The sequence below is a fragment of the Alishewanella agri BL06 genome, assembly GCF_000272005.1.
Taxonomy (GTDB): Bacteria; Pseudomonadota; Gammaproteobacteria; order Enterobacterales; family Alteromonadaceae; genus Alishewanella; species Alishewanella agri.
Map to the genome: position 1 here is coordinate 65,121 of NZ_AKKU01000011.1, position 18,364 is coordinate 83,484.

Annotated in this window: 19 protein-coding genes; 5 read left to right on the plus strand and 14 right to left on the minus strand. The window is 51.8% G+C overall.

Annotated features, from left to right (window positions below; genetic code table 11):
* Positions 1 to 160 precede the first annotated feature (160 nt).
* The 11 genes from wecB to ccmA all read right to left on the minus strand — a co-directional run bounded on the left by wecB (position 161) and on the right by ccmA (position 9,304).
* Positions 161 to 1,291 (minus strand): non-hydrolyzing UDP-N-acetylglucosamine 2-epimerase, encoded by a 1,131-nt coding sequence (gene wecB, locus AGRI_RS04820; protein ID WP_008983878.1) that lies wholly within the window; start codon positions 1,289 to 1,291, stop codon positions 161 to 163.
* A 111-nt stretch (positions 1,292 to 1,402) separates the two neighbouring features.
* Complete coding sequence (locus tag AGRI_RS04825) at positions 1,403 to 2,209, minus strand: MlaA family lipoprotein (RefSeq protein WP_008983879.1); 807 nt, start codon at positions 2,207 to 2,209, stop codon at positions 1,403 to 1,405.
* Position 2,210: 1 nt separating this feature from the next.
* Positions 2,211 to 3,428 carry a c-type cytochrome biogenesis protein CcmI gene (gene ccmI, locus AGRI_RS04830; protein ID WP_008983880.1) on the minus strand — a complete coding sequence of 406 codons (1,218 nt, stop codon included), beginning with the start codon at positions 3,426 to 3,428 and terminating at the stop codon, positions 2,211 to 2,213.
* A complete protein-coding gene (locus tag AGRI_RS04835) occupies positions 3,425 to 3,922 on the minus strand; it encodes a cytochrome c-type biogenesis protein (RefSeq protein WP_008983881.1) in 498 nt (165 codons plus the stop codon). The genes ccmI and AGRI_RS04835 overlap by 4 nt, the downstream gene beginning before the upstream one ends.
* Positions 3,919 to 4,497 (minus strand): redoxin family protein, encoded by a 579-nt coding sequence (locus AGRI_RS04840; RefSeq protein ID WP_008983882.1) that lies wholly within the window; start codon positions 4,495 to 4,497, stop codon positions 3,919 to 3,921. Before AGRI_RS04840 ends, AGRI_RS04835 begins: the two co-directional genes overlap by 4 nt.
* Positions 4,490 to 6,451: a heme lyase CcmF/NrfE family subunit gene (locus AGRI_RS04845; RefSeq protein WP_008983883.1), complete on the minus strand. Its 1,962-nt coding sequence runs from the start codon at positions 6,449 to 6,451 to the stop codon at positions 4,490 to 4,492. Before AGRI_RS04845 ends, AGRI_RS04840 begins: the two co-directional genes overlap by 8 nt.
* A 2-nt stretch (positions 6,452 to 6,453) precedes the next feature.
* Complete coding sequence (ccmE, locus tag AGRI_RS04850; protein ID WP_008983884.1) at positions 6,454 to 6,957, minus strand: cytochrome c maturation protein CcmE; 504 nt, start codon at positions 6,955 to 6,957, stop codon at positions 6,454 to 6,456.
* Entirely contained in the window at positions 6,957 to 7,250 is a 294-nt protein-coding gene (gene ccmD / locus AGRI_RS04855) for a heme exporter protein CcmD (RefSeq protein ID WP_040291465.1), read from the minus strand. Before ccmD ends, ccmE begins: the two co-directional genes overlap by 1 nt.
* Complete coding sequence (locus AGRI_RS04860; protein WP_008983886.1) at positions 7,247 to 7,984, minus strand: heme ABC transporter permease; 738 nt, start codon at positions 7,982 to 7,984, stop codon at positions 7,247 to 7,249. The genes ccmD and AGRI_RS04860 overlap by 4 nt, the downstream gene beginning before the upstream one ends.
* A gap of 1 nt (position 7,985) precedes the next feature.
* The gene (ccmB, locus tag AGRI_RS04865; protein WP_008983887.1) at positions 7,986 to 8,651 is read right to left on the minus strand and encodes a heme exporter protein CcmB; all 666 of its coding nucleotides are present in this window, start codon (positions 8,649 to 8,651) and stop codon (positions 7,986 to 7,988) included.
* Positions 8,645 to 9,304, minus strand: a complete 660-nt coding sequence (ccmA, locus tag AGRI_RS04870) for a cytochrome c biogenesis heme-transporting ATPase CcmA (RefSeq protein WP_040291467.1) — start codon at positions 9,302 to 9,304, stop codon at positions 8,645 to 8,647. The genes ccmB and ccmA overlap by 7 nt, the downstream gene beginning before the upstream one ends.
* A gap of 293 nt (positions 9,305 to 9,597) precedes the next feature.
* Between ccmA and fliK the strand changes: the two genes are divergently transcribed.
* Positions 9,598 to 11,649 (plus strand): flagellar hook-length control protein FliK, encoded by a 2,052-nt coding sequence (gene fliK / locus AGRI_RS04875; protein ID WP_008983889.1) that lies wholly within the window; start codon positions 9,598 to 9,600, stop codon positions 11,647 to 11,649.
* A 70-nt stretch (positions 11,650 to 11,719) separates the two neighbouring features.
* Here fliK and AGRI_RS04880 read toward each other — a convergent pair whose 3' ends face one another.
* Entirely contained in the window at positions 11,720 to 13,132 is a 1,413-nt protein-coding gene (locus AGRI_RS04880; RefSeq protein ID WP_008983890.1) for a sodium-dependent transporter, read from the minus strand.
* 167 nt (positions 13,133 to 13,299) lie between these two features.
* Between AGRI_RS04880 and AGRI_RS04885 the strand changes: the two genes are divergently transcribed.
* Together AGRI_RS04885 and galE are read left to right on the plus strand one after the other, a co-directional pair.
* Complete coding sequence (locus AGRI_RS04885; protein ID WP_008983891.1) at positions 13,300 to 13,599, plus strand: YciI family protein; 300 nt, start codon at positions 13,300 to 13,302, stop codon at positions 13,597 to 13,599.
* A 30-nt stretch (positions 13,600 to 13,629) separates the two neighbouring features.
* Positions 13,630 to 14,649 (plus strand): UDP-glucose 4-epimerase GalE, encoded by a 1,020-nt coding sequence (galE, locus tag AGRI_RS04890; protein WP_008983892.1) that lies wholly within the window; start codon positions 13,630 to 13,632, stop codon positions 14,647 to 14,649.
* A gap of 131 nt (positions 14,650 to 14,780) precedes the next feature.
* Here galE and AGRI_RS04895 read toward each other — a convergent pair whose 3' ends face one another.
* Positions 14,781 to 15,431: a response regulator gene (locus AGRI_RS04895; protein WP_008951756.1), complete on the minus strand. Its 651-nt coding sequence runs from the start codon at positions 15,429 to 15,431 to the stop codon at positions 14,781 to 14,783.
* A complete protein-coding gene (locus AGRI_RS04900) occupies positions 15,424 to 16,566 on the minus strand; it encodes a sensor histidine kinase (RefSeq protein WP_008983893.1) in 1,143 nt (380 codons plus the stop codon). The genes AGRI_RS04895 and AGRI_RS04900 overlap by 8 nt, the downstream gene beginning before the upstream one ends.
* Positions 16,567 to 16,699: 133 nt before the next feature.
* Here AGRI_RS04900 and AGRI_RS04905 point away from each other — a divergent pair, with 133 nt between their 5' ends.
* Both AGRI_RS04905 and AGRI_RS04910 read left to right on the plus strand, forming a co-directional pair.
* On the plus strand, positions 16,700 to 17,443 hold the full coding sequence (locus tag AGRI_RS04905; RefSeq protein WP_008983894.1) for a hypothetical protein: 744 nt from the start codon (positions 16,700 to 16,702) through the stop codon (positions 17,441 to 17,443).
* A 111-nt stretch (positions 17,444 to 17,554) separates the two neighbouring features.
* The gene (locus tag AGRI_RS04910) at positions 17,555 to 18,355 is read left to right on the plus strand and encodes an SDR family NAD(P)-dependent oxidoreductase (RefSeq protein ID WP_008983895.1); all 801 of its coding nucleotides are present in this window, start codon (positions 17,555 to 17,557) and stop codon (positions 18,353 to 18,355) included.
* The last annotated feature ends 9 nt before the right edge of the window (positions 18,356 to 18,364 follow it).

Sequence of the window (18,364 nt, forward strand, 5' to 3'; positions counted from 1 at the left end):
AACTGATTACAACAGCTTACCAGAACAGTTTAAAAACGATAATGTTGTTTTGGAATAAGATATTTCCATCCAGATGGCCAAAACTTATCCACACGTCTCCGGTACCGGTCGGAGCTCAGATGTCAGACCGGTACCGGAGACGTGTGGATAACTTTGAGGGTTAGCTTAAGCTTAGTTGGCGCAGGGTATCGAGGATACGGGAACAGGCTTTACCATCGCCATAGGGGTTATGGGCAAAGCTCATGCTTTCGTAATAGGCTTTGTCGGTCAGTAATTTAGTTACTTCGCTGACAATTTTTGCCTTATCGGTGCCGACCAGCTTCACGGTGCCCGCAGCAACCGCTTCCGGCCGCTCAGTAGTATCCCGCATCACTAATACCGGTTTACCCAATGACGGGGCTTCTTCCTGAATACCACCAGAATCCGTTAACACCAAATAGCTGCGATTCATCAGATAAACGAAAGGCAGATAATCTTGCGGCGGGATCAGGTGCACGTTAGAAACATCGCTCAACAAGCGATAAACCGGCTCTTTTACGTTCGGGTTCAGATGCACCGGGTAGACGATATCGCAATCCGGATAGGTTTTAGCAATTTCTGACAAAGCGGCGCAGATCTGCTCAAAACCACCACCAAAGCTTTCACGGCGATGACCGGTAACTAAAATCATCCGCCGATCGTGCTGGCCGTAGGGAAATTGCGTTGCAAATTGCTGGTTCAATGCGCTGTTATTTTCGATTTTCGCAACTACCTGCAGTAGTGCATCAATCACCGTATTACCGGTAATAACGATCTGCTCTGCCGGAACCCGTTCAGCCAATAAATTATCAGCGGAGGTTTGAGTGGGTGCGAAATGCCAGCGGGTTAAGGCGCCAGTTAGCTTGCGATTCGCTTCTTCCGGCCAGGGGCTGTAAATATTACCGGTACGTAAACCGGCTTCGACATGGCCGACGGCAATTTTTTCGTAATAGCAGGCGAGCGCAGCTGCAAAGGTCGTACTGGTATCGCCATGTACTAACACGATATCAGGCTGGAACTCACGTAAAACCGGTTTGATATTCAGTAGGATACTGGTTGTAACATCATACAGATCCTGACCGGGCTTCATAATTGCCAGATCGTATTCGGGTTTGATATCAAATAACTTTAGGACCTGATCTAACATTTCCCGGTGCTGACCGGTAACACAAACCCGGCTGTCGAAAGCGGCATCCTGCTTCAGCTGATTAACCAGCGGTGCCATTTTGATAGCTTCAGGCCGGGTGCCAAACACGCTTAGAACTTTAATCATTTTGTCCCTCTTTTTTTCGTCTCCGGTACCGGTCAGAGGTCAGACCGGTACCGGAGACGTGTGGATAAACTGGTCGGTCCGGTACCGGAGACGTGTGGATATGTGGATAAGTTATTCGATTTCGTCGAGGAAATCGAGGGTGTCATCGTCCAGGGTTTCTTCCGGTGGCGGTGGATTGCCGTCGTAAATTTTAAATTGTTGCCGTTGGAAGTAGCCTTCTTTAACAAAGGAGTACGGGTCCAGTGAATCGTTCAACATATTTTCGACTTGCATCAGCTGCTCGCGGGCATCCAGCGCCATAATGGCAGCGCGGGTCAGGGTTAGCGGCGTATTCAGTAACCCTAGCGGGAAATACAGGTTATCGACAATACCACCTGCCGTGCCACGAATGGTGGTAGGGCCGCGGGCAGGCACCATCAAATAAGGACCATCGCCAACGCCCCACACCGCAAGCGTCTGGTTAAAGTCTTCGTCTGCCGGCTCCATCCCCATTTTACTGGCTACATCAAACAAGCCGACTATACCCACGGTGCTGTTGACCAGAAACCGGCCGGCACTCACCGCAGCTTTTTCTGGTTTTGCCTGCAAAATACTATTTAAAAAGCTGGCTGGCTCGCCCAGGTTGTCGACGACATTAATCAAACCTTTGCGCACAGGCTTGGGTACCACCGTCATATAGCCGACGGTTACCGGGCGCAGTACGTAGGCATCCAGCACATCGTAGTTAAAATCCCACAGTGGCCGGTTGACCCGCTCCCAGGGATCGCGCGGATCATCATAAACTGGCGGCGGCACAGCATTAGACTCTGCAGCCTGCTGTTTCGCTTGCTCAGAGCTGGCACAACCAGCCAGAAATGCCAGCGATAGTACCAGCGTAGCGGCTCTGCTAATAAGACGAAATGTATTCAAAGCGCTCATTCTAATCTTCCAATGTTAAGGCAAGTCGAATTGCAGGTTGGTCAAAACGCAGTGCCGCCGAGTTCACTTCCACATCGGCGTCCGAGCGCTCTACCGTGCCGGAAACAGTCATGCGTGCCACCACTTCAATTTGGTCTGCCTGATTCAGATCCCAGCCCTGCTGCATCGCATCCGCCGTGGTTAATTGTACCGTCAATTTACCGGCTTGCATCGGGATCCGTTTCGCCGCCAGCGGGATCGGGGGGCCACCAACTGCGCGGGCGAATACCAGGATCATCGCATCCGGGTGTGCCGCCGCCAGCTCTGCAGCCACTTCAAGTTCAAGCTGGATCTGCCGCCCGTCCATTGCGTCAGCTGGCGTTGGTGCTAAGCGGGCAGTTAATTCGGCCAGCCGCTCATTTACCACCTCCAGCCGCGGATCATCCGCGTCAAGGCGCTCTGCCAGCAGTTGCCAGGCTGCTATGGCCTGCTCATTATCACCGCGTTCATAGGCAATTAACGCCATCAGCGAAACCGCATCGATATTTTCCGGCTCGCGCATTAATACCTGCGCCACACTTTGCCCGGCCTTCGCCAGGTTTAAGTCACCACCAAGCATAATCAAGGCCTGGCTGTAGCTGATCAGTAAAGGTGTGCGCTCTGGCATCAGCTTTAACGCCCGCTCGAACGACTCAATTGCCTCTTCCAGCATCCCCAGCGTCATCCAAACCCGCCCCAGCAGCATCCAGGCCACAGCATCATCGCCCTCATTCGCCAGTTTAGTGCGTAGCGCCAATGAGAATAACTGCATGTCGCGCTCTTCCATTGGCGCACCTTCACCTAATAAGGCGCGTTGACCAAAAGCCGGCAGATTTTGCTGGGCATACTCCCAATCAGTCAACTGGCGATAATGGCCATTCTGACTATAGGTTAACGCCACGATTACAGCGGCCACTAACACTAAACTTAAATGAAATAATGCCTTATGCCGGGGTTGCTGATAACGCACGGCTTGCTGCTCCTGCTCCAGAAACTGTTGTTTCAGTTCTGAAGCCGCACTGGCAAAGTCCTGTTCTGCCAGCTCACCGGCATCACGGGCTAATACCAACAACTGCAGACGTTCTTCAAATAGCTGAGCCGGCGTTTGATTATTTTGCGCACTGGCACGGCGTGGCCAGCAGATAAAGATGGCACTTAGCGCCAACATGGCGAGTGCGCCGGCGACAAGATGCCAGATCATGGTTTATTACTCCGATAGCGATCGATAATGTTATCCAGCTGCTGCTCTAGCTCCGCCTTAGCTGCTGACGGTGCAGGCTCTGCTGACTGGTCAGACCGGTACCGGAGTGCGGTCTGACCAGCGCGGCGTTTAAGCTGGAACAGGAAAAGCGCCAGCAGCACCAGGGCTGGCAATAACCAGAGCCAGATTGTTATGCGGTTTAATGGCGGCTGGTAATGGACGAAGTTGCCATAACGGTCAATCATATAATCCAGTACTTGTTGCCGGCTGTAGCCCTGCTGCACCAATTCGTGGGTTTTTTCGCGCATATCCACGGCGACCACCGCATTAGAGTCGGCGATATTCTGATTTTGACACTGCGGGCAGCGTAGCTCCGCAGTTAACTGGGCGTAGAGCCGGCGCTGCTCTTCACTTTCAAAGGTCAGCAGCTCTTTGTTGCCATCGGCCAACACACTAAAACTGACCAGCAATAGCAATGCAATTAAAGGCTTCATGGTTTAGCCGCCCACTGTTGATAAATTGGCGCCAGTTTGCTGCGCCAAACCTGGGGGTTAATATCACCGATATGATGGGCCCGCACTATGCCATCGGCATCAACAATAAAATGCTCCGGCGCGCCACTTACGCCTAAATCCATCGACAACCGGCGGTTGCGATCCAGAATGTTAAACTGATAAGGATCGCCAAAACTTTGTAGTCGGCTTTGCACATCCTTTTGTAGGGTCGCTAAATCAAATACTTCGCCAAACATCGGGTCTTCGGGTAACACATAGTACAGACCAATAATTCGCACACCCTGCTCGTTGCGCAGCTGGCTCATATACCCCAGCTCGGCATTACAGGTTGGGCACCAGATACCCCAGACATTCAGCAAGAAGGTCTCGCCTTTTAAACTTTCCGGCGTCCACTGCTGCTGTGGGTTCATTAAATCCGGCAGGCTAAAGGCAGGTAGTGGTTTACCGATAATGGCGGAATCGCGCTCGCGCGGATCGGAAAACAGGCCGCTTAATAAAAACAGCGACAAGCCTAAAAACAGCACTAGCGGAATATAGAACAAGCCTTTACGCATGTCGCACCTCCACCGCGGTGGTTGGGCGACGATAGCGTTTATCCAGCAGCGCGATCAGTGCACCCAGTGACATCAGCAAGCCGCCTAACCAGATCCAGCGCACAAAAGGCTTCACATAAACCCGAATCGCCCAGGCGTTGCCAGGTAAGGCCTCGCCCAGCGAGACATATAAATCGCGGCTTAAGCGGGCATGTACTGCGGCCTCGGTCATTACCATGCGCTGGATTTTATATTCGCGCTTCTCGGCATGTAAATGCGTGACATAGCGGCCATCAACAGTACGCACATCCAGCTCTGCCGCCTCGCCGCCATAGTTCGGGCCGTTCAGCTTGTAAACATCCTGCAGCTCAAACTCATAACCGGCCAGCACCACCCGATCGCCTATTTCCATCCGTACATCGCGCTCTTCACTGTAGGTCAGCGTCATCGCTACACCGACCACCAGCACCGCAAAACCGATATGGGCCAGCGTCATGCCATAGTGCGAGGCCTGTAGTTTGGCGATACCTTTAGACAGTGAACCAAATTGCTGCAGCCGCTGGTAAATTTCCAACAAGGCCGACAAGCCAACCCAGGCACCGAGTAATAACCCCAGTAATGCCAGATTCGCTGTTACACTTTGGGTGGCCGCCAGAGTACCCAGGGCCAGGATCAGGCTAAATACCGCCACCATGCTGAGGGGTTTTAACAACGGCGCCGCCTTTTGCTGCTTCCAGCGCACCCAGGGGCCTAAACCCAGTAACAACGCAAAAGGAATATTCAGGTAATAAAACATCTGGTTAAAGAACGGCTCACCAATAGAAATCGAACCTAAACCGAGCTCTTTATGTACCAGTGGAAACAGTGTACCCAGCAGGACAACAAGGGTTGCCGTCAGTAAAAACACATTATTACCCCACAGCATCACTTCGCGGGAGAACAGCTCATAACGTGCCTGACTGCGCACCGAATGCATGCGGCTGGCATAGAGTAATAAGGAACCACCAATGACAATCAGCAGGAAAATCAGCAGAAAGACACCGCGCTCCGGATCGGCGGCAAACGAATGCACCGATACCAGCACGCCGGAGCGCACTAAAAAGGCACCAAGTAAGCTAAGAGAAAAGGCGCCCAGCGCCAGCAATACGGTCCAGGATTTAAAGGTACCGCGTTTTTCAGTAACCGCCAGACTGTGGATCAGCGCTGTACCCACCAGCCAGGGCATAAAGGAAGCGTTTTCGACCGGGTCCCAAAACCACCAGCCGCCCCAGCCCAACTCTTTATAGGCCCACCAGCTGCCGAGCATAATGCCCAGCGTCAGGAACATCCAGGCTGCTAAGGTCCAGGGTCTGGCCCAACGCGCCCAGGTGCTGTCAAATTTGCCACCAATTAATGCCGCAATGGCGAAGGCAAAAGACACCGCAAAACCCACGTAGCCCATATACAGCAGCGGCGGGTGAATGATCATGCCAAAGTCCTGCAGCAGTGGGTTAAGATCATTACCCTCTACCGGATAAAACGGCAGGCTGCGCTCAAACGGATTCGACATAAACAGCGAAAAGGCGATAAAGCCAACGTTAATCAGACCCATAATGCCGAGGATCCGGCCTTGCATCAGCAAAGGCAGGCCCTTGGAAAATTGTGCCACCAGCGCGGTCCAGGCTGCCAGAATCATCACCCACATAAGCATAGAGCCCTCATGTGAGCCCCAGGTAGCAGTGAGTTTGTAGTACCAGGGTAAGATAGAGCTGGAGTTGGTAGCAACGTTTACCACGGTAAAGTCATCGTGATAAAACGCCCAGCACAGCGCGATAAACGCGAGCAGCGTAAAGACAAAATTACCCACGGCTAAAGGCTTAGCGACCAGCAGTGCCCGCTCGTTAGCGGTAAAACTGCCAACTAATGGCACTACACCCAGCAGTAACGACAGCGCAAAGGCAAACGTCAGCGTCAGCTGCCCTAATTCAGGAATCATGCTTAGCCTCCGTAATTCGCGCTGCTGCGCTCAGACTGCTTTAGCTGGCTGGGCGGGACGTGGCGGATACCTTTCATCGCTTCGGCGACTTCCGGCGGCATATATTCTTCATCGTGTTTAGCCAACACTTCGGTTGCCGCCAACACTGTCGCGCTTTTTAACGAGCCCTGCGCGACGATACCCTGCCCTTCACGAAACAGATCCGGCAGAATACCTTCAAATTCGACGGTGGCAATTTCGCCACTGTCATCGGTTAAATCAAAACTGACTTTTAAGCTGGTTGCATCACGCTTCACCGAGCCTGGCACGACCATACCGCCTAAGCGTAAACGCTGACCAACATCGGGTTTAATTTTGCCTTCGCCCAGGCCCTGCACCAGCTGGCCCGGGGTATAAAACAAATTAATATTTTGGCTAAGGGCAAATAGCATGGCACCGATAGCACCGGCAATCAGGCCGATGACTAGAAGAATGGAAAACAGGCGTTTCTGACGTCTTGATTGCATTAGGTCTGTTGCTCCTGATACTGCTTAACTCGTTGTTCGCGTGCCAGCCGGGCGGCTAATTGCTGCTTAAATTGTTTATGTTGGTAGTAACTCCAGACGATTAACCCCACCAGCAATAAATAGGTTAAGCCAAAGGATAACCAAACAAAAAACGCATAGCTGATGCCGGTGGTCGCCATGGCTAAAAAGTCACTAAAGCTGGCGAAGTAGAACGGAAAAAGGCCAAAAAGTTTCTGTGGCAGCTCGGGGCTGGCGGTAAAAAGCAGAAAAAAATGACTCAGACTGTGCATCATACTTTACCTACCAGTTGTTTTACCCAGGGCCGGTGCTGTTCATTTTCCAAAATAGCGGTGCGTAGCCGCACGCAGGTTAACCACAGCATAAGTAACTTAAACGCCAGCAAACTAATCAACAACGGCCATAACATACTGGGATCGATTGACGGTTTGGCGAATTTGGTAATAGTCGCACCCTGGTGCAGGGTGTTCCACCATTCCACTGAAAAGTGGATGATGGGTAAATTAATCGAGCCAATCACTGCCAGCAAGGAAGCAACCTTGGCACCGGTTTGCCGGTCTGAAAAGGCACCGTGCAGTGCCATGACACCGAAATACAGGAACAATAAAATCAGCTCAGAGGTTAAGCGGGCATCCCACACCCACCAGGCGCCCCACATTGGCTTACCCCAGGCCATGCCGGTTAAGAGGGCAATAGCTGTGTATACCGCACCAATTGGGGCAATCGCCAATACAGCCCATTGCGCGGTTTTAATTTGCCACACCAGGGCGGTAAAGGCAGCAATCGCCATCGCCAGATAGGCGCCCATCGACATAATGGCCGAAGGCACATGGATATGAATAATACGGTAGCTGTCGCCTTGCTGATAATCGGTTGGTGTAAAACCCAGGCCCCAGATGTTGCCCAGCAGCAGCGTGAAAAGCGCACTGGCCATTAACCAGGGCGAGAGTTTGCCGCAAAAATGATAAAGGGTTTCTGGCTTGGCCAGCGGATGTAACCACTTAAACATATCAGCTCACATTAATTTTCAGGGCACTGCACACGGCCATCGGCACCAGCGCCAGCGCAAACAACATTATTGCCAGTAAAATTGCCAATTGCCCCTGATAGCCAAGCCCGATACTGGCGGCCTCAATCGCTGCACTGGCAAAAATCAGCAGCGGAATATACAGCGGTAAAATCAACAGGGCCAGCAAAATGCCCCCTTTATCGGCCGAAACCGTAATGGCCGCGCCAAGCACACTAAGCAAACTCAGTACCGGCGTACCCAACAGTAGCGTCAGTGCCATAGCGGTTAAGGAGGCACTTTCCATATTAAACAGCAAGGCTACCAACGGCGATAACAACACCAGTGGCAGGCCGGTACTAAGCCAGTTGCCGCTGATTTTCGCTAATACAAAGGGCATTAATGCCTGTTGCGATGCGACCAGTTGCTCGATCACGCCGTTACGGTAGTCATCTTTAAACAACCGCTCAGCCGCCAACAGTACGCTGAGTAAGGCGGCGATCCAGACAATACCTGGCGCCATTATACGCAGCATATTCGGCTCTGGGCCAACGCCCAGCGGAAAAAGTGTTAATACGATGATAAAAAATAATACCGGATTCAGCCAATCTGACTTTTGCCGCGCTAACAAGGTTAGCTCGCGCTGTAAGAACACCACAAAACTTACCATCGGTAGTGGATCTCCAGTGCGAACAGCTGTGCATATTGCAGGCTAAGTGGCTGATGAGTAGTGAGAATAATGGCTCCGCCCTGCTCGAGGTGAGTAACAAAATGCTGCTGCAAGGTGGCGATAGCGCTTTGATCCAAAGCGGTAAAGGGTTCGTCGAGGATCCAGATTTGGGCTTTAGTGGTCCATAACCTGGCTAATGACACCCGGCGCTGCTGACCGGCAGAGAGCATCCGGCATGGGATATCTTCTAAACCGGCTAAGCCCAGGCTCGCCAGCAGGGCCAGATCATCGGCCGGTGTTAGATCACAGGCGGCGCGCCAGAAACGTAAGTTTTCCAGCGCGGTCAGCTGCTCATGAATACCACTCTGATGGCCGATAAAACATAGGTTAGTCGCATAATCGACCCGGCTTTGCGCGATAGCTTGCCCCTGATAATACAGCTCGCCTTCGTCGGCCCGTGCCAAACCGGCTAAAATACGCAATAAGCTGCTTTTGCCGGCGCCGTTTTTGCCTTTGATTTGCAGTAACTGACCGGGATGTAGCTGCAAAGATAACTGCTCAAATAGCACCCTGTCCTGCTTAACGCAGCTGAGGTTGCTGGCAGCGAGCAATGCGCTCTGCGCGTGCGATTGGGTTGATTGCGTAAGATCCACTGGCCTTAACTACCGACTCTGCAAAAATTTGCGCGCATATTAGCATAACAGGCGACGAATACGAATCAGAACCGGTACTAAGCCATGATCCAGATCAGCATCTTTTCCGCAACTTATCCACCACACTCTCTGCTGCGGTTCGGTACCACCCCAACTACTTTATCCACACGTCTCCGGTACCGGTCTGACCAGCTGATTTTATCCACAGCACTCCGGTACCGGTCTGACCAGTCAGATTCTTCTCCCGCTGCCTGTCAAAGGCCCAGGCGGGCTTGCAACGGGCAGCTCAGTTAATGGACCCTTTACTCCCACTGCTAAGAGCTGGCCAAGCATTGCCTACTCAGAGTGGCGCAGCTTTAGTGTTAAATACGCCGTACCCGGCACAACTTGAGGTACAGGATGGCACAGCACTCTTAGTGCTGCGGTCTGGGACTACTGAGCTTCGTTTATCATTACTGCAATTACCTGAGTTGCCCCTCGGCAAAGCTTTAACAGCGACACTGGCATTTGAGCCAGGCCAGGAGATCCGCATCCTCGTCAGCCAGACTGGCGCCGCCATCACGCTGCCGTTGACGGCGCCACAGCGCACTATCTTGTTGCAGCCGCAGCAATTAATACAACTTACGCAGCAACTTAACCGTGGTGAAAGCCCACTGCTTGATGGTAAGCCGATATTGACACCAGAGTTACGGCGCTTTCTGACGACGAACGCCCCGATAACTCTGCAGTTAAGCAGTCATGGCACCTTATCGGTTCAAACCGCTACACCGCGGACAACTCAAAGTATTCCGCTGTCATCATTAAAAGAGCCTGCCGTCATTCAGAGTTTGCTTGCCACCAGGCTGCCGTTGATGAAACAATCTCAAACAGCCGAGGCTAACGGTAATAGCATGAAAACGCTGAATTTAGACAAAGTCTTACAACTCTCTGGCGCTAATATCGAACAGAATAATGTCCGTTTGCAACCGGGGGTAGACTATTACGCACGGTTACAAGTTAAGGCTAACCAAGCTGCCGATTTAGTTGTGCAAACGCCGCAAGGTGTATTGCGCTTGCCGCTGCAGCAAGTGCCTCCGCTGCCGCCCGGTTTGCCACTATTATTGAATTTTCAGCAGCTTAATGCTGAGCGCTTGACGATACAGGTTAAGGTTCTGACCGGGATAGCAACGGAGATACCACTTACTGCAACCCAAGCCCGGTTGTTGCAGGAGCCAAAACAACTGGCGATGCTGCAGCAACAATTAAGCCGGGGGGAGGTGCCGGCACAACTGGCCGGTGAGCCGTTGAAACTTCCTGCAACGCTCAGCAGCAATACTCAACCAGTCAACTTACAGCTGCAGCCTGCTTCTACCACAAGCACAGCTGCCGGTAGCACATTTGAGCCAAAGGGCATACTTTTATCAGTGCAGCCGGTAGCCGCAGAACAAGTACTACAGCTTAATAATAAAGATTTTCTGAAACCGCTACCCTGGCAGAGCAACCAGGGCGCGGCAACAGCGACATCTGGCGCAGATAAAGCCACAAACCACGTGGCTGAGCAGGGCTGGCGTCAGTTACTGCCGCTACTTAGCAGCAGTCCGGCCCGACTGGCTGCCTTGCCGGAAATGCCCGCGGCTGTCGTGGCATTACTGCAGCAAGTCCGGCAAGCTCAACCGGGCGGTAATCAGGTACTTAGTGTGTCGGAAATCCAGCAACAGCTGCAAGCCGTGTTGCAATTTCAGCCACTGCAGGCTCAGCCTAATCTGAGCACTGGCGCCGGCACGCTGGCCGTAGCGATTCAATTATTGTTAGGACATTTATTACGTCAACCGTTAAGCGACAACAGCAAAGCCGGCGGCAAAATCCAGCAGCTGGCGCAGCAAATTGGCCAGTTAGATAACCAGCAAGCCAGCCAATTGCTGCGGGCACTGGGCAGCCACAGTAGTTTGCTGCAGTTATCGCAGCTGCAAAATGCTGATTTGCCGCAGCTAAACCAGCAGTGGTTTATTCCGCTTGCGCTGCAGCAGCACCAAGAAAGCCGGTTTAGTGAAATTTTACTCGAGCAACGTGAAGCAGAGAAAAAGCCAGGCGCAGAGAAACAAAAACTTTGGCAACTGACGATGAAGTTTGATTTGGGCCAGTATGGCCAGCTGTTGGCTGTCGCTAAACTGGCGGGCCAGGATCTGCAACTGCAATTTTATACTGATCAGCCCGCAGCGCTGCGCCAGGCCGAGAAGTTTTTACCCTTGCTCACCGAGCGTTGTCAGGCGCAAGGCATTCAGGTTAGCCAGGCCGCTTGCCAGCTCGGGAAAATCCCCGACACCCTCGGTAGTCGCAGAACAAGCCTTATCGCTACCCAAGCCTGAGTTATCCACAGCACTCCGGTACCGGCCAGACCTCTGAGGTCAAACCGGTACCGGAGTGAGGTTGGACCAGTTAGAACAGTAAGTTTTTACCGAAATAGATGGTTGAGACGGTGTTTACAAAAATAATTAACAGGATCAGTGGGATAAAAGTACCCAATGAGAAGTTAACGTATTTTTGCAGCACTGAACCGGCAAAGCCCGGGTTGCCATCGGCGATTTCTTTATCCAGGTTGTGCGCTTTCCAGCGGTAAACGACAAACAAACACAGCAAGAAACCGTTTAACGGCAGAATGGTTTCGTAGAACATATCGTAAACCAGATCGAAGAAGGACTTGTTGTTACCGCCATAGTTCAGAATATTGCTTAGCCAATCTATGCGACCAAATGACAAGGCAGATACTACCGCCAATGCCACCATTACCGCACCTAGCGTGTAAAGCGCCTTGCGGCGGCTTAAACCTTTACCGTCCATCACACTGGCCACTGGCACTTCGATAATGGATACCAGTGAGGTCATCGCAGCAAAAAACACCAGTAAGAAAAAGAACGCGGCGACAAAAGAAGCACCGAAATAGCCGATATCCGCCTGTAAAGCCAGGAAAATTTTTGGCAAAAACATAAAAATCATGCCGATACTGGACTCGGATAACTCGGCGATTTGAATGTCAGGATTAAACGAAAATACTGCAGGCAGGATCAGCAAGCCGGAACAAGCGGCAACTAACAACGATAAACCTGCCACGGTTTTACCGGCTGAGACGATATTGTCATGCTTTTGGATATAAGAGCCATAGGTGATCAGGATACCCATTGCCAGTGATAACGAGAAGAATGCCTGCGCCAAGGCACCATTTAGGACTTCACCGGTAAGCTTAGTAAAATCCGGGATAAGGAAAAACTTGACGCCTAACATGGCGTTATCTAGTGTCAGCACGTAAATTACCAGTGCAATTAGCATGATAAACAGTGTCGGCATTAATACCGTAGTCGCCTTTTCGATACCCTTTTTGACACCACCCTGCAGAATTAAAAAGGTTAAGCCGACCACCAGCGCCATGTACACAAAGAGTTCATTGCTGTTAATAAAGACATTAAAACCTTCAGGATCAGCCAGTTGGTCGAGCTGGCCTAACACTGCTTTACCAAGATAACCGGCAATCCACACCGTGATCACCAGATAAAATACCCCAATCATAAAAGGGGTAATTACCGACAACCAACCCACAGTGCGCCAGGCGCGGTTTTGACCAATTTGGGTGTAAGCGCCAAGTGGATTTTGTCGCGTGTGACGCCCCAGGCTCATTTCGGCCAGCATCACGGGTAAACAAATAAAGAACACGAAAATCGCGTACATGATAAGGAAGGCGGCGCCGCCATTTTTACTGGCCATTACCGGAAAGGCGACCAGATTACCGATACCAACGGCGGAGCCGGCCGCGGCCAGAATAAAGCCAAGGCTGGAACTGAATTGTTCACGTTTCATGCGTGGGTGGACTCCCTGAATGGATTTTTTTAGTTATTGTTAGAAAAAGCGCCTTCATGCTAACAGCCTGTGCCGGGAAATCCTAGCCCGACCTGCCGGCCTGAATTGGTTTTAAAGCACAAATCTGCTAAGGTGCAGCCAGAATTTCTAGCGTAGCGAGTTTTAACATGTTCTATATGATTTATGCCGAAGATGCGGCCAATAGTCTGGAAAAACGGTTACAAGCCCGGCCGGCGCATTTAGCCCGCCTGGAGCAATTAAAAACGGAAGGTCGGCTGCTAATGGCCGGCCCGCTGCCCGCCGTTGATTCAGACAATCCGGGCGCAGCCGGCTTTACAGGCTCTTTAGTGGTGGCCGAATTCCCATCGTTAGCAGATGCAGAAGCCTGGGCCGCGGCTGACCCGTATTGGGCAGCAGGCGTTTATGTTAAGGCGACTGTTAAACCCTATAAAAAAGTCTTGCCTTAACTGTTTTGTTTTTTAGCCAAAGGATTGCCTATGAGCTCTTATATTTTGCTAACCGGCGGTGCCGGTTATATCGGTAGCCACACCGCGTTGTGTTTGCTGCGCGCTGGTTATAACGTGATTAGCTTTGATAATTTTAGTAACAGCTCGGCAGAGTCGCTAACACGTGTCGAAAAACTGGCAGGTAAATCACTACTCAGTATCAATGGCGATATCCGCGATCAGGCCGCACTTACAGCAGTATTCAGCCAATATAAAATCAGCGCGGTGGTTCATTTCGCGGGTTTAAAGGCGGTGGGTGAATCGACCGAACTGCCCTTGCATTATTACGACAATAACGTCGCTGGCACCGTGACCCTGTGCCGGGTGATGCGGCATTTCCACGTCAAAAAGCTGGTGTTTAGCTCTTCGGCGACGGTTTATGGTGATGCTAAAGAAGTGCCTATTAAGGAGACTTCGCCACGCTCGGCTACGAATCCTTACGGCCAGAGTAAGCTGATGATCGAGCTAATTCTGGAAGACTTAGTAAAAGCCGAACCGGACTGGTCTATTGCGCTGCTGCGCTACTTTAACCCGGTCGGCGCCGATGACAGTGGCCACATCGGCGAAGATCCTAATGGCATCCCGAACAATTTAATGCCGTTTATTTCTCAGGTCGCGGTGGGCAAACGCCAACAACTCAGTGTGTTTGGTAATGATTACCCAACCAAAGATGGTACCGGCGTACGCGATTATATTCATGTCGTGGATTTAGCCAATGGTCATTTAAAGGCGCTGCAATATCTGGAACAGAGCAAAGGTATAGAGGCGATTAACCTCGGTACCGGCGTTGGCTACAGCGTGCTGGATATGGTTAACGCCTTTAGCGAAGTGAATCAGGTAGCGGTGCCGTATCAGATTGCGCCGCGTCGCCCCGGTGATATTGCGGTCTGTTATGCTGAGCCAAATAAAGCCCTGACTTTACTGGGTTGGAAAACAGAGAAAACGCTGGACGATATGGTCCGTGATACCTGGCGCTGGCAGAAACAAAACCCCAACGGCTATCGCAGCTAGCTGGTCAGACCCTGCTCTTACCAAAGAGAAGGGAGACGTGTGGGCAAAACTGGTCAGACCGGTACCGGAGACATGTGGATAAACTGGTCAGACCCTGCTCTTCCCAAAAAAAGGGAGACGTGTGGATAAGTTTAAGGGGTGATAAGGCCCAGCTCCAGAGCGAGTAATACGGCGCGGGTGCGATCCCGCACCCCCAGCTTACTTAAAATGGTCGAGCACTGGTTTTTTACTGTGCCTTCAGATTTAAACAGCGCGCTGGCAATTTCTTTATTACTGTAGCCAGCCGCCATCAGCCGCAAAATCTCTAACTCTTTATCAGTTAGCGGCTCGGGCAACACCGGCTTGCGGTACTGGGTATCGCTACTGCCAGGTAGTTGCTGCAACAAGCGCTCGGTTATAGTGGGCTGAAAACAGCTGCCCCCGGCCGCCAGGCTCTCAATGGCTTTGATGAGCGTATCAAGCGACACATCCTTTAATAAAAAGCCACGGGCCCCAGCTTGCAGGCTTTGCAGCACTAACTCATGGTCGTCAAAGGTGGTCAATACCAGCACCGGCGTGTCGCTGCCGGCTGCTTTCAAGGCTTTAATGGCGGCGATACCGTCCATTTTCGGCATTGACAGATCCATCAGGATCACTTGCGGCCGGCAGCTTTGCCACAGCGCCACCACTTCACTGCCATCACAGGCTTCACCGACTACTTCGACCTTGCCGGATATCGCCAGCAAGCTACGAATGCCATCGCGGATCAGTTTTTGGTCATCGACTAATAGCACCTTAAACATTGGCCACTCCTGCCTGAGGTAACCAGATCTGTAAAGCCAGGCCACCGGCATCAACGACAAGATGTAGTTTACCACCACATTCGGCAACGCGCTCGCGCATGCCAATCAGACCATTACCGGGCTGCCAGCTTGCCTTTAGCTGACCATTGTCTTTAATTTCCAGAGCGATGCCCTGTTCTGCCTCCCTGGCATGGATCCACAAGCGGCTGGCATTGGCATGCTTCAAAGTATTACTAATCGCTTCCTGCACCAGATACTGTAGATGCTGAGCCTGGCTTAGAGAACTGGCTTTTAGCTTGGGGGCAATATCCAGTTCAACCTGCAAGCTTTCCGGCAAATGCTGCAACAAGGGGGTAAATAACTGCTGTAAATCCAGCTCGGAACTGTCGCGCATGGCGGATACCGCTTCGCGCACATCAGAGAGTAGCAATCTGGCCAGTTGCAGACTTTTCTCAACCTGAAGTTTGGCCTCGCCATCGCACTGATAACTGGCAATCTGTAGCTGTATTGTCAGCGCGGTCAAATGATGCCCCAATAAGTCGTGCAGATCGCGGGCGATCCGATTACGCTCCTCCGCGCGTGACGCTAGCTGCAATAGCTGTTGTGCCGCCAGCAGTTGGCGATGCTTTTCTGTTAATTCAGCGCGCGCCTCAGTCTCAGCTTTGATTGCTGCCTGCATCAGTACCGCAAATAAATGAAAGCTGCCGTACAGGGCTGCGGTGATCCACAGGCTGCGCTGTTCCAGATAGGCCTGTAAGCCAAACCACAGCACCACTATGCCCAGAGTCAGTAGCAAAGCCAAACGCTGCGACATCAAATGTGGTAGCAAACAGACCCAGATAATGGTCAGGATGGCCAGATAATCGAAAATAGCGGTCGGTAATAACCACTGTAAGGCAAAGGCACAGAGCAGTGGCAACGGTAGTAACCAGCGACCATAGCGGCCACCAAGACCCAGCGGGTGCTGCTCCTGCGTCAGTAAGATAAAGCTGATGCCATAGACTAACAACAGCAGGCCTGCTGGCAGCAGAGGCTGCGGTGCAGGCAGCCGTAACAGCAGCATCAAAGTGATACCGGATACCAGTAGCCAGGTCAGGATGCCGGCCAGAGTTGCCAGCGGAAAATGGTATTTCATCGGCTTATTATGACGCTTGTCTTAACGAGTGCAATAGGCCAAAAGTCATGTTCGAAAATCCTGACTTCCGGCACCTGCGATCGAACAGCTGCAGGCGTAAGCTGAATTTGTTTTCAGCCTAAGGAGGCGTTAAATGAACTACTTACATACAACTCTACTTTTTCTGCACATTTTATTGGGCGCTATTTGCCTGATGCTGTTTTGGGTGCCGGTCGTCAGTGCCAAAGGCAGTATGCTGCACAATACGGCCGGTAAGCTTTACTACCAGATGATGCTATTAATTGCGGGCTCCGGGGTACTGATGTGCCTGATGGTGTTATATAGCCCCACCATGGTTTATGGTCAGAATCCGAACTGGACAGTGGCACAGCTGGAGAGATTTATTTCAGAGCGGCGTGTGTTTTCCTTCTTTTTATTACAACTCAGCTTATTGACCTGGGTGACAGTGCGCCATGCCTATGGTGTGCTGAAAGTAAAAGCTGAGCTGGCACAGCTACGGGTATGGTCTTATCAGGGACCGGTGTGGACGTTGCTGGTCGGCAGTGTTGCGCTGGCAATAGTCGGTTTTGCTGCCGGTGATTTGTTATCAATCATCTTTAGCGGTGTGGGGGCTATGACAGTGCTTGGGATTTTGCGTTATATCCATCAAAATCAGTTACAGCCGCGGCAATGGATTATTGAGCACTTTACCTCGATGATTGGTACCGGTATCGCGCTATACACGGCTTTTTTTGCCGCCGGTGGCCGCCGCTTACTGGCCGAAGTGCTGACTGGTCAATGGCAGTTGGTAAGCTGGATTATCGCCCCGGTAATGGGCATTAGCGCCATTATGCTGTTTAAACGCCACTTTAGCCGAAAATTCCGTGTCGGCAACTAACTTATCCACACGTCTCCGGTACCGGTCTGACCAGTCATGGTGACTTCACTTTGACAGTCACACCGCAAATCCCCTAACATCGGCCATCTGTATCTTAAGATGGCTATAACAATGACAATATCGCTACAAGACAAGGTGATCTGGATCACCGGTGCGTCAGGGGGCATCGGTGAAGCTTTGGCAAAGCAATTTTCCGCAGCCGGCGCCAAGGTGGTGCTGAGCGCCCGCCGTAAAACAGAGCTTGAGCGCGTGCAGCAAAGCTTGCCGCATCCAGAGCGGCATTTAACTGTACCACTGGATATCTGCGATGAGCCTGCACAGCAGCAAGCGCTTGATAAGATTATTCATCACTACGGCCGGCTGGACTGGCTGATCAATAACGCCGGGATCAGCCAGCGCGCGCTAGTAATGGATACCAGTAGCGACACTGATCGCAAAATTATGGAAATTGATTACTTTGCGCAGGTGGCGCTGAGTCGGCGGGTGTTGTCGGTGATGTTAAAACAAGGCACCGGCCAGCTGGTGTTTATCTCCAGTGTCGCCGGTTTAGTCGGTACCCAATACCGCGGCAGCTACTCTGCTGCTAAGGCAGCACTGCACTTATGGGCCAATAGCGTGCGGGCCGAGCTGTATAACCAGGGTATTCGCGTGGCGGTGGTTTTCCCCGGCTTTGTGAAAACCGCGGTATCAATGAATGCACTAACCGGCAGTGGCGAAGCGCTCGGTAAAATGGACGATGCCCAGGCAAAAGCCATGACTGCCGATGAGTTTGCTACAGCAACACTGAAAGCATTGCGCAAAGGTAACAGTTATATTGTTATCGGCGGCTTTAAAGAAAAGCTGGCGGCTTGCATCGCCCGGCTATCACCTGAGTTGCTGTACCGGCTGATCCGCAAAAGCAAGGTGCGTTAAGGCAGGTAA

Excerpts from the sequence above, each read along its gene's own strand:
- AGRI_RS04825 (WP_008983879.1), bottom strand. The coding sequence starts at position 2,209 with ATGAGCGCTTTGAATACATTTCGTCTTATTAGCAGAGCCGCTACGCTG.
- AGRI_RS04900 (WP_008983893.1), bottom strand. The coding sequence starts at position 16,566 with ATGAAATACCATTTTCCGCTGGCAACTCTGGCCGGCATCCTGACCTGG.
- ccmE (WP_008983884.1), bottom strand. The coding sequence starts at position 6,957 with ATGCAATCAAGACGTCAGAAACGCCTGTTTTCCATTCTTCTAGTCATC.
- AGRI_RS04880 (WP_008983890.1), bottom strand. The coding sequence starts at position 13,132 with ATGAAACGTGAACAATTCAGTTCCAGCCTTGGCTTTATTCTGGCCGCG.
- AGRI_RS04905 (WP_008983894.1), top strand. The coding sequence starts at position 16,700 with ATGAACTACTTACATACAACTCTACTTTTTCTGCACATTTTATTGGGC.
- AGRI_RS04860 (WP_008983886.1), bottom strand. The coding sequence starts at position 7,984 with ATGTTTAAGTGGTTACATCCGCTGGCCAAGCCAGAAACCCTTTATCAT.
- AGRI_RS04835 (WP_008983881.1), bottom strand. The coding sequence starts at position 3,922 with ATGAAGCCTTTAATTGCATTGCTATTGCTGGTCAGTTTTAGTGTGTTG.
- AGRI_RS04840 (WP_008983882.1), bottom strand. The coding sequence starts at position 4,497 with ATGCGTAAAGGCTTGTTCTATATTCCGCTAGTGCTGTTTTTAGGCTTG.
- ccmI (WP_008983880.1), bottom strand. The coding sequence starts at position 3,428 with ATGATCTGGCATCTTGTCGCCGGCGCACTCGCCATGTTGGCGCTAAGT.
- galE (WP_008983892.1), top strand. The coding sequence starts at position 13,630 with ATGAGCTCTTATATTTTGCTAACCGGCGGTGCCGGTTATATCGGTAGC.
- ccmB (WP_008983887.1), bottom strand. The coding sequence starts at position 8,651 with ATGGTAAGTTTTGTGGTGTTCTTACAGCGCGAGCTAACCTTGTTAGCG.
- AGRI_RS04845 (WP_008983883.1), bottom strand. The coding sequence starts at position 6,451 with ATGATTCCTGAATTAGGGCAGCTGACGCTGACGTTTGCCTTTGCGCTG.
- AGRI_RS04885 (WP_008983891.1), top strand. The coding sequence starts at position 13,300 with ATGTTCTATATGATTTATGCCGAAGATGCGGCCAATAGTCTGGAAAAA.
- AGRI_RS04910 (WP_008983895.1), top strand. The coding sequence starts at position 17,555 with ATGACAATATCGCTACAAGACAAGGTGATCTGGATCACCGGTGCGTCA.
- fliK (WP_008983889.1), top strand. The coding sequence starts at position 9,598 with ATGGACCCTTTACTCCCACTGCTAAGAGCTGGCCAAGCATTGCCTACT.
- wecB (WP_008983878.1), bottom strand. The coding sequence starts at position 1,291 with ATGATTAAAGTTCTAAGCGTGTTTGGCACCCGGCCTGAAGCTATCAAA.
- AGRI_RS04895 (WP_008951756.1), bottom strand. The coding sequence starts at position 15,431 with ATGTTTAAGGTGCTATTAGTCGATGACCAAAAACTGATCCGCGATGGC.
- ccmD (WP_040291465.1), bottom strand. The coding sequence starts at position 7,250 with ATGATGCACAGTCTGAGTCATTTTTTTCTGCTTTTTACCGCCAGCCCC.